Annotated in this window: 3 protein-coding genes; 1 reads left to right on the top strand and 2 read right to left on the bottom strand. The window is 67.5% G+C overall.

Annotated elements, in window-relative coordinates; genetic code table 11:
* Both AAF184_22585 and AAF184_22580 read right to left on the bottom strand, forming a co-directional pair.
* The coding region (locus AAF184_22585) for a beta-ketoacyl synthase N-terminal-like domain-containing protein (GenBank protein ID MEO0425140.1) at window positions 1-4425 on the bottom strand (4425 nt) is incomplete at its 3' end.
* A 33-nt stretch (window positions 4426-4458) separates the two neighbouring features.
* Complete coding sequence (locus AAF184_22580; protein ID MEO0425139.1) at window positions 4459-5229, bottom strand: thioesterase domain-containing protein; 771 nt, start codon at window positions 5227-5229, stop codon at window positions 4459-4461.
* 550 nt (window positions 5230-5779) lie between these two features.
* On the opposite strand from AAF184_22580, the gene AAF184_22575 reads away from it, so the two are divergent.
* On the top strand, window positions 5780-9988 hold a 4209-nt coding region (locus tag AAF184_22575), incomplete at its 3' end, for a putative Ig domain-containing protein (protein MEO0425138.1).

Here is a 9988-nt window from a genome sequence, read left to right as displayed (position 1 = left end):
TTTAATCCGTGAGAGAATCCTCACAGCGCCGAGCGACGTGCCGCCTAGGGCGAAGAAGTCGTCATCGATCCCAACCGTGCCGCCCGGCAGGAACTCCTCCCAGATGGCCACCAGCTTTCGCTCCACGTCGTCGCGCGCGGCGCGGCCGGACCGATCCCCAGCGTCGGCTGCGCCTGCCGTTTGCCGGCGCGTGGCCGAGCGGAAAGCGCGCGCGATACGCTCGGCGGCCGATGTCGGGACCACCAGCAGCGACCGCTCGCCCGACGCAGCGCGCGGATCGGCTGTCACCGGTATCAGGCGTTCGAGGGCTTGTTGCAACTCCGTTTCCGTGAGCGCGGAGCGCAGCAGCAGATCCCCCTCCTCGAGGCGTGCCATCTCGTGACCGAGTTCCTCTGCCAGCGCCTCGAAGGCGACGCTGAACCACGGCGCCCCCGTGGCCGCCGCGTGCCTGCGCACATAACACTCCGCATAGGCATTGGCGGCGGCGTAGTCTGCGAAGCCGACGCCACCGACGTGGGCGGAGAGCGAGGTGACCACGAGCACGTAGGCTGGCGAGCGGCCCTCGAGCGCGTGCGCCAGGGCGGGCATGCCGTCGATGCGCTCGCGCAGCACGCGCCGTGTGGATGCGTGCGGTTCCTGAATCAATAGCCGGGCGATTTCCGGGCGTCCGCTCGCGCCAGCGTGGATCACGGCGTGCAGTCGGCCGCAAGCGTTTTCCGCAGCGTCCAACGCTTGCCGCAGCGCGCCGCCATCGCCGAGGTCCGCGGTGAAGCTGACGATGCGGCCTGGATCATCTGCGATTTGGCGAAGGGCTTCGATAGCCTGCGCGTGGCTGGCGGCGTTCGTCGCGCTGGCGTCCAGCTCGCCGCCAGCGTCCTTCGCGGCGGGGCCGATCAGCACCAGCCGCGTGGCGACGCCCGAGGTCAGGAAACGCGCGATTCGCTCGCCGAGCCCCGAGGAGAGGTCACCGACCAGTGCCACCGTCATCCCCCTAGCTGGCGCCTGCGGCGAAGCCCTGGGGGTCTCAGAGTTGTCGCTACCGGAAACCTCGGCATGCGCCTGGCGCGCAGCGAGCGCCGTGGGCGTGCACGTGAGTGCCCAACGGTGAGGCCCTCGGAAAGCGACGACCCGCGACGCCTCCGGCGCTTCCGATCCAAGTGTTGAACCCACTTCGAAGGCAAGCGCTCGCGCGTCGGGCACCGCGCCGGGTTCGAGGTCAACCACCTTGACAGGCGTATCGAGTTCCTGGCCCAGCACGGCCCCGCACGCTGCTGCTGCCGCTGCAAACGGGTTGAGGCCTTCAACGCCCGTGACCTCGTAGGCGCCGGCAGTCACCAGCGTGAGGGTGAAGGACCGAGACACGCCCGAAAGGATCTGCGCGAGGTGCGCTGCCCATCGCCTATCGTCGTCCTCTGGCGGCGCCACGACCAAGTGCGCACAGCCCGCCTCGTCCTCGCCTAGCACTTGCGCTAGAGACTCGGTCGCGCATCGCGTGGCGGGTTGTTGTGCCACCGCGAGCAGCTCGAGCACCGAATGGGCTCGCTCATCCCCAAGCACCACGATCGGCTCACGCGTGGTCAGCGCTGTAGGCAGGGGTGGCGGCAGGCGTCGGAACGTCGGCGCCCACCCCCAATCGGCCACCGATGCCCGCCGAACGTCGCCCCCGGCGCCGCTCGCCTCCGGTTCAAGCTCCCCTGCGTCAGCAGGAGGTTCCGGCCAGAAACGCGTGCGTTGCAGGGGCGTGCGCGGGGCAGCGGCAGTGCGTGGACCCGCCCCGAGCCAGGGCGCCAGGTCGCGGTCTGCACGGCGCGCGCTGAGCGCTGCCACCGCATCCAGCACGCTCACGGCCTCACCGCGCCGCTTCGACGCCGCGGCCACCGCGAGCACCTGCGAGTCGTCGCCGACGATTTCGCCTATCAAGCCTGTAAGCGCCGACCCGGGGCCGATCTCTAGGAATTCCTGAGTGCCGCCCATCCAGAGCGAATCCACGGCGTCTGCGAAGCGAACGGGTTCCAGGAGCTGGCGCACCCAATGCTCGGGCTGCCCGATCTCGGAACCCGCCAGCTGCCCCGTGCGACTGGACACGAACGGCGTGCGGGGCGGACGGAACTTGACCGAGGAGACGGCCGTACGAAGGGCTTCGGCCGCCGGCGCCATGAGTGGGCTGTGAAAAGCGTGGGAAACGGCGAGCGTACGGGCGTCGTCGCACTGGAGTGCGCCAAGTACGCGATCGACTGCCTCGATCGCGCCGGAGATCACCACCTGGCGAGGTCCGTTGTACGCCGCGACAGCCACCTCACCGTCGGCTCGGCCCACCGCCGCCTCGACGGCGCGCGGATCCTGCACCACGGCGACCATCTTTCCGCCCGCGGGCAGCGCTGACAGATGATCAGCCCGCGCCAGCACCAAGCGCGCAGCATCCTCCAGATCCAGGACGTCCGCCGCCCACGCTGCGGCCAGTTCACCGACGCTGTGGCCGAGAACGAAATCCGGCTCGATGCCGCGCGAGCGGAACAGGGCAGTCATCGCCACCTGAAAGGCGAACAGGGCCGGTTGAAGCTTGCCCGTATCGATCGGCGCGTCCGCGGCGATGGCCGTCGCATCGAGCGTGGCGCGCGCGCCCAACACCGCCTCGCACCGCTGCAAAGCGTCCCTAAATGCAGGCTCGCGCTCGCGCAGAACGAGGCCCATGCCCGCCCATACCGTGCCCTGCCCGGGGTACACGAAAGCGAGCTTGCCGGCCCCCGTTCCACTGCGCACCCGTGCGCGCCAGGCGCCCGCCGTCCGGGTCCCTGCCACAGCAGCGCGCAAGGCGGCTGCCAGTGCAGGACCGTCGCTGCCGGTCGCCGCAAGGCGTTCGACACCGCGGTCGCGCCCGCTCCACGCCGTGCGAGCCAGCGTGGCAAGTTGCTCGGGCGCCGCCGCCTCGAAGACGTCCGCCCAGGCCGACGCAAGGGCGTCGAGGCGGCCCTTGTCGCGGGCGCCCAGTACAACCACCGCAGGCCCCTCCCCGCGCGTCTCGGCAGGCTGCAGATCGGAGCCCGCTTCGAGCACGACGTGGGCGTTGGTGCCGCTGAAGCCGAAGGAACTCACCGCCGCTAACCAGCGGCCGTCCCTCGCTTCCAGGGGCGCCGGCTCGCGCGCGACCTCGAGGCCGCTGTCACTCCAGTCGATGTGCTTGCTGGGGGTATTGAAGTTGAGCTGCTCGAACACTTCGCGATGGCGCAGCGTGAGCACTGCACGGATCAGGCCCGCGACTCCTGCTGCGCTTTCCAGGTGTCCAACGTTCGCTTTGACCGTGCCGAGCCGCAGCCGCTTGCCCGTGTCCTGGGCCGCGCCGTACACCTCGGCCAAGGCACCGAGCTCGATGGGATCACCAAGGGCCGTGCCCGTGCCGTGACCCTCGACGTACGCCAACTGGCGCGCATCCACCCCGGCGGCGTCCAGAGCCGCTCGTAACACGGCTCGCTGCGCCGAGCCGTTGGGGGCGGTCAAACCACTAGACGGACCGTCCTGGTTCACGGCAGAGCCGCGCAGCACTGCCCAAACGTCATCCCCGTCGGCGATCGCATCCGATAGGCGCTTCAGCACGACCACGCCGCATCCCTCGCCGCGAACGAAACCGTTGGCCGCAGCGTCGTACGCCTTCACCCGCCCGTCGGGAGCCAGCATGCGGGCCTTGGCGAAATCGATGGTCGACTCCGGCCTCAACAGAAGGTTGACACCGCCGGCCAGCGCCACCCGGCATTCGCGCAGCTGCAGGCTTTGCATGGCCAGGTGTACCGCGACCAAGGACGAGGAGCAGGCCGTATCAACCGCCAGGCTCGGACCCTTCAAGCCGAGTGCGTAGGAGATCCGGCCGGCAGCGACGCTGAAGGCGTTGCCGGTGGACACGTAGCCGTCGATATCGGTCAGCGCCGTGCGCTCGCGCAGCAACGCGGCGTAGTCGGCGCTGCTGACCCCGACGAACACCCCGACCTGCGTGTCGTACAGGGACTCGGGGGCGATCGCCGCGTGTTCCAGCGCGTGCAGCGACGTCTCCAGCAGCAGGCGTTGCTGGGGATCCATCGCCTGGGCCTCGGCGCGGGCGATCCCGAACTGGGGCGCGTCGAAACCACTGACGTCATCCAGGTAGCCGCCGCGCGTGACGTAGGTCTTGCCGGGCGCATCCGGATCGGGGTCGAAGCAATCCGCCGTCGACCAGCGCGAGGGCGGCAGCTCGCCGATGGCCTCGCGACCTTCACGAAGCAAGGCCAGGAAAGCCTCGGGCCCATCGGCGCCGGGGAACCGGCAGCCGATCCCTACGACTGCTACCGGCTCGCAGCGCACCCACGGCAGCGCGGCGGGCACCCGCTCGCGGCAGGCGAGCGCGAGTCGGGCCGCCGACAACGCTTGGCGCGTCGGTAGTTGCGTCGTGTCAGTCATGGGCCTCGATCTAACTGAGAATGAGTATCGTTGTCAATTAGGGGCGGACACAGACATGCCGGCGTGGGGCTCAGCGTTCGCCAATCGCAGCTGGCGATCGACGGTGGCGAGTAAGGTCGCCGTCTGATCACGGAGGAAAAAGTGCCCGCCAGGCAACTGGCTGAAGTCAAAACCGTGCTGCGCGTAGTTCGCCCATTCGCGCATGTGCAACGCAGGCGCCAGGGTGTCGTGGTCTCCTGCGAACGCGACGACAGGCACTCGGGCGACGCTGTCGCGCGCCAAGTCGTGCCAGGTCTCGGAAAGGCGGATATCGGCGCGCAGCGCGGGCTCGACCAAGGCGAGAAATACTTGCTCATCGAGTGCCTCCGCCGGCATCCCGCCCAGTTCGCCGAGTCGACTGAAAAAGGCATGACCGGGCAACTCGGCCAAGCCGGGATGGAAGAACCCACGGTGCGGAGGCGAACAGCCGGAAAGCGCCAGAAGCCGCAGCTGGCTATCGGCCGCCCCCTGGAAGCGACGGGCGAGTAAGAAGGCTAAGCGCGCCCCAAAGCTGTGGCCGAAAAACGCGCACGGCCTGTCGAGTAGGGGCGTCAACGCGTCCGAGGCGCGCTCAAGCAACGAGGGCCAGTCGCCGATGGGCGGCTCGCCGAACCGGCTGTCGCGGGCGGGCAGGCGCACACCGACGAATTCGATGTCGGGCGTGAGGTGATCGTCCCACCCCTGGAATACGCGTGGACCGCCACCGGCGAAGGGAAAGCAGATCAGGCGAAAACGCGCATTTTCTCGCGGTCTTGGGCGCCACAACCACCGGCCAGCCTCTTCCGGTGCCCGCGAAGACGTGCGAATCGGATCCGGGTTTGAGACTGACAATGCACTTCTTCCCTGGTGTCGTGGTGACTAGCGTCGACCCGCGGTGCTCCATGCTTGCCGCGTTGCGGAATTGAGATGCTAAGCGTAAACGACTCTCGTTCAAAGCTTTGACAGCCACAAAAAACGCCGAAGAGCTTGGTGAGTCGCCGACACGCTCCCCGAGGCGGGTTGCGCAGTTGAGACGACGGGTTCCGGTGGTGGCTAGACGTCTTGCCGACATCGGCCGATCGCGACGCTGCGCGAGATAGCCAACGCGAATCAGTTTCACTACCATCTGCGCCGTCGAGTGACCTTGGACTGCACACAGTTCGGCTGTTCGACGCGAGCCGGTCCTGACACGATCGCGATAGAAGCCCCCAGAGAGCCCGCGGCGCCTTCGATCGGCAAGCGGTCACCCGACACCGCTCGATCGGTCCGGAGGGACCTCATCCCTGACTCGTCAACCGCGATCGGCCGACCCGTCCGGTCGTCTCAAGGAAAGCCATTGAGCTCGTTTAGGTGTTTCCTTTTCAGGTTCGCTATCGCCCTGGGCATCGCCACCGGGCTCGCCGCCTGTGCCGACGGCGTTGGGGGTCTGCAGGGCCTCGTGCCCGAGCGCGCGCCCATCGCGGACGATCCTCCGCCGAATGAGCCACCGGAGATCGTCGGCGATCCACCGCTGGTGATCGTCGCCGGGGAGCCTTACCTATTTGAGCCGCTGGCATCCGACCCCGACGGCGACGAACTGACCTTCAGCGTGGACGCCTTACCCTTCTGGGCGAACTTCGACACCTTTACCGGGTCCCTGTCGGGCACCCCGAGCGAAGCCGACGAGGGCGAGTACCTGGGGGTCGTCATTAGCGTCAGCGATGGAGAACTGACCAGCGCTCTGGGGCCGTTCTCGATTACTGTGGAGGTGCCACCGGATGAAGCGCCCCCACCGCCAGCGAACGAGCCACCGGAAATCGCCGGCAACCCTCCCGCGCAGGTCATCGCTGGCGAGCCCTACCGGTTCCAGCCCCTGGCGGCTGACCCTGAGGGCGACGAGCTGACCTTCAGCATCGACGCCATCCCCTCGTGGGCAAGCTTCGAAACGAGCACCGGGCTGCTGTCAGGCTCGCCGAGCGATGCGGACGTGGGCGAATATCCCGGTATCGTCATCGCCGTGAGCGATGGCACGCTGACCGACTCTCTCGGCCCCTTCTCCATCATGGTCGAGCCCCGTCCGATCGAGGAGCCACCGCCGCCCGACCCACCTGTGAACGATCCGCCGCTGATCCTCGGGGAACCGCCCTTGCAGGTGTTCGCAGGTGATCCTTATCAGTTCACGCCGACGGCGTATGATCCCAACGGCGATGACCTTACGTTCAGCATCGCCAACCCACCCCCTTGGAGCGCCTTCGACAGCGGCACGGGCTCTTTGTCCGGCATGCCGAGCGATGCCGACCAAGGCCTGTACCCCGGTGTCGTGATCATCGTCAGCGATGGCGCTCTAACCGATTCCTTGGGTCCGTTTTCGATCACCGTCGACCCGCCGCGGAACACCGCGCCGCAAATCATGGGCAGCCCATCGCCTGAGATCGTCGTCGGCGAAGGCTATCTTTTCGAGCCTACAGCGTCCGACGCCGACGGCGACGAGCTGAGCTTCAGCATCGTCAACCGGCCATCATGGGCAAGCTTCGACGGCGTCACCGGTGCGCTCTCTGGCACACCGAGCCAAGCCGACCAGGGTCGCTATCTCGGTATTGTCATCACGGTCAGCGATGGCCAGCTAACGGATACGCTCGGCCCGTTCGCCATCAGTGTCGAGCCGCCGCCGAACGCACCCCCTGAAATCACTGGTATTCCGCCCGCCCAGGTTTTCGCCACCGAGCAGTACATATTCCAGCCTACGGCGTCTGACCCGGACGGCGACGCGCTCACCTTCAGCGCGACCAACCCGCCACCCTGGGCGGACTTCGACACGGCCACCGGCGCCCTCGTTGGCACGCCGGAGGAAGCGGACCAGGGCGCCTATACGGGCATCTTGATCACCGTGAGCGATGGCGAGCTGGTCGATTCGATCGGGCCGTTCTCCGTGACCGTCGAGGCGCCGCCGAACGATCCGCCAGAGATCATGGGGAATCCACCGGCCGAGGTGGTCGTCGGGGAGCCCTACAGCTTCGACCCCGTCGCCTCTGACCCCGACGGCGACGACCTCGCGTTCAGCATCGTCAACGCGCCGGGCTGGGCCAGCTTCGACACGGCCACCGGCAGCCTCGCCGGTACGCCGAGCGAGGCGGACCAGGGGGTGTACAGCGGCATCGTCATCACCGTAAGTGACGGGAGTCTCACCGACTCGCTCGGCCCGTTCGCCATCACGGTCGAGCCGACGGAGGACGAGGACGATGAGCCGCCGCCAAACGAGCCGCCGGAGATTTCGGGCAACCCGCCTGCGCAGGTCATCGTCGGTGCGCTTTACCTGTTCGAGCCGGTGGCGTCGGACCCGGACGGCGACGACTTGACCTTCAGCATCGCCAGGCGGCCCGAATGGGCCGCGTTCGACAGCGTCACCGGCGCGCTCTCCGGCACGCCGGGTGAGGCGGACCAGGGCGTCTACTCCGGCATCGTCATCAGCGTCAGTGACGGTGAGCTAACGGCATCACTCGGTGCCTTCGCCATCGCCGTCGAGCCACCGCCAAACGACCCGCCGCAGATCAGCGGTGATCCGCCCGCCCAAGTCATCGCCGGCGAACCCTATCAGTTCGAACCGCAGGCGTCGGACCCCGACGGAGACGAGCTGAGCTTCAGCATCGCCAACGCGCCCGAATGGGCCGCATTCGACACCAACACCGGAACGCTCTCCGGCACGCCGACCGAGGCCGACGAGGGCGAGTATCCCGGCATCGTCATCATCGTGAGCGACGGCGAGCTGACCGATTCGCTGGGGCCCTTCTCCATCACCGTGCAACCGCCGCCGAACGAAGCGCCGGAGATCTCGGGGACGCCGCCGCAGCAGGTGGTGGCCGGTGAGCCGTACCGGTTCGAGCCGGTCGCATCGGATCCGGACGGTGACGCTCTCACCTTCAGCATCGCCAACGCGCCTCCCTGGGCCGCCTTCGACACGGACACCGGGGCCCTGTCGGGCACACCGGTGGAGGCAGATCAGGGCGAGTATCCCGGCATCGTGGTCATCGTGAGCGACGGCGAGCTGACCGATTCGCTCGGGCCCTTCTCGATCACCGTGCAGCCGCCGCCGAATGATCCGCCGCAGATCAGCGGTGATCCGCCGTTGGAGGTTATCAGCGGGGAACCCTATCGATTCGAGCCCGAGGCGTCCGACCCGGACGACGACGATCTCAGCTTCAGCATCACCAACCGCCCCCCTTGGGCGACCTTCGACAGCGGCACGGGAGTCCTCTCAGGCACACCGGGCGAAGTTGACGAGGGCTCTTATCCCGGGATCGTCATCACCGTCAGCGACGGCGAGCTGACGGACTCGATCGGCCCGTTCACGATCACCGTCGAAGCACCGCCCAACGCTCCGCCGGAGATCGGCGGCGATCCGCCCCTGCAAGTGATCGCCGGCGAGCCCTATCGGTTCCAGCCCATCGCGACTGATCCCGATGGCGATGAACTCACCTTCAGCATCGCCGCACGGCCCGCCTGGGCAAGCTTCGATCCTGACACCGGGACCCTGTCCGGCACGCCGGGCGCAGCGGATGAAGGCGAGTATCCGGCTATCGTCATCAGCGTGAGCGACGGCGAGCTGACCGATGCGCTCGATCCTTTCACGATCACGGTGGAGCCGCCGCCGAACCGACCGCCCGAGATCACCGGCGATCCGCCCGCAGAGGCGACCGCTGGTGAGCCTTATCGGTTCGAGCCGGTCGCGTCCGACCCCGATGGCGACGACCTGAGCTTTAGCATCGAGGCGCGGCCCGCCTGGGCAAGCTTCGATCCGGACTCCGGTGCGCTGTCCGGCACGCCGAGCGCAGACGACGAGGGCGAGTACCAAGGTATCATCATTACGGTGAGCGACGGCGAGCTCACCGACACCCTGGGCCCGTTCGCCATCACCGTGGAACTTCCGCCGATCAGAGTGGACGAAGTAGCGCTCGAGATCGAGCCTGCGGAGAGCAGCGTGGACCTGACGTACGCTGCCATCGTAGGCGCGGACCTCGTGTCCACCTTCGGTACCGGTGTCTTTCCACTCGGCGGCTCGCTGGAACTGGAGGTCGAGTCTGCCGGGCAAGAGGTGCTCTCGGTGACCTTTGTCTCCCTGACCTTGGATTACCTGGTCGATCCCGACAACCCAGTGTCGATCTTCGTCGACGTGGACGACAACGGCATGCTCGTCACCGTGGAGGCTCGCTTCCCGTACGACGAGTCGATCAACCCCGGCAACCCGGTCGAGGCGTTCGACCCCCAGCTCTGGGTGCGTGCAGACGGTAGCGGTGAGAGTGACATCGGCACACAAACCGGGACCGGCGGTCAGCTGGTGCTCGAAGAACCGAGATACGCGTTCGTTGGGACAGCGAACACCTTTAATAGCCCCGCCGCACCGGATGGTTTTCCCCTGCAGCTGAATCCTTACAACCGGTTCTCACGCACCTTCGACGATGCGCCAAGCGACCCTCGATTCCTGGATGGATTGGTGAGCATCGAGGGTTGCCGTGTGCTGTTCCACGGCGCGTTTCTCGGCTATGCGGTGGCCGGCACCGGCCTGGTACAG

It is taken from the genome of Pseudomonadota bacterium, from assembly GCA_039815145.1.
Lineage (GTDB): Bacteria > Pseudomonadota > Gammaproteobacteria > Steroidobacterales > JBCBZW01 > JBCBZW01.
Note: the sequence above shows the minus strand (reverse complement) of the source record. Positions and strands in the feature narration are given on the sequence as shown.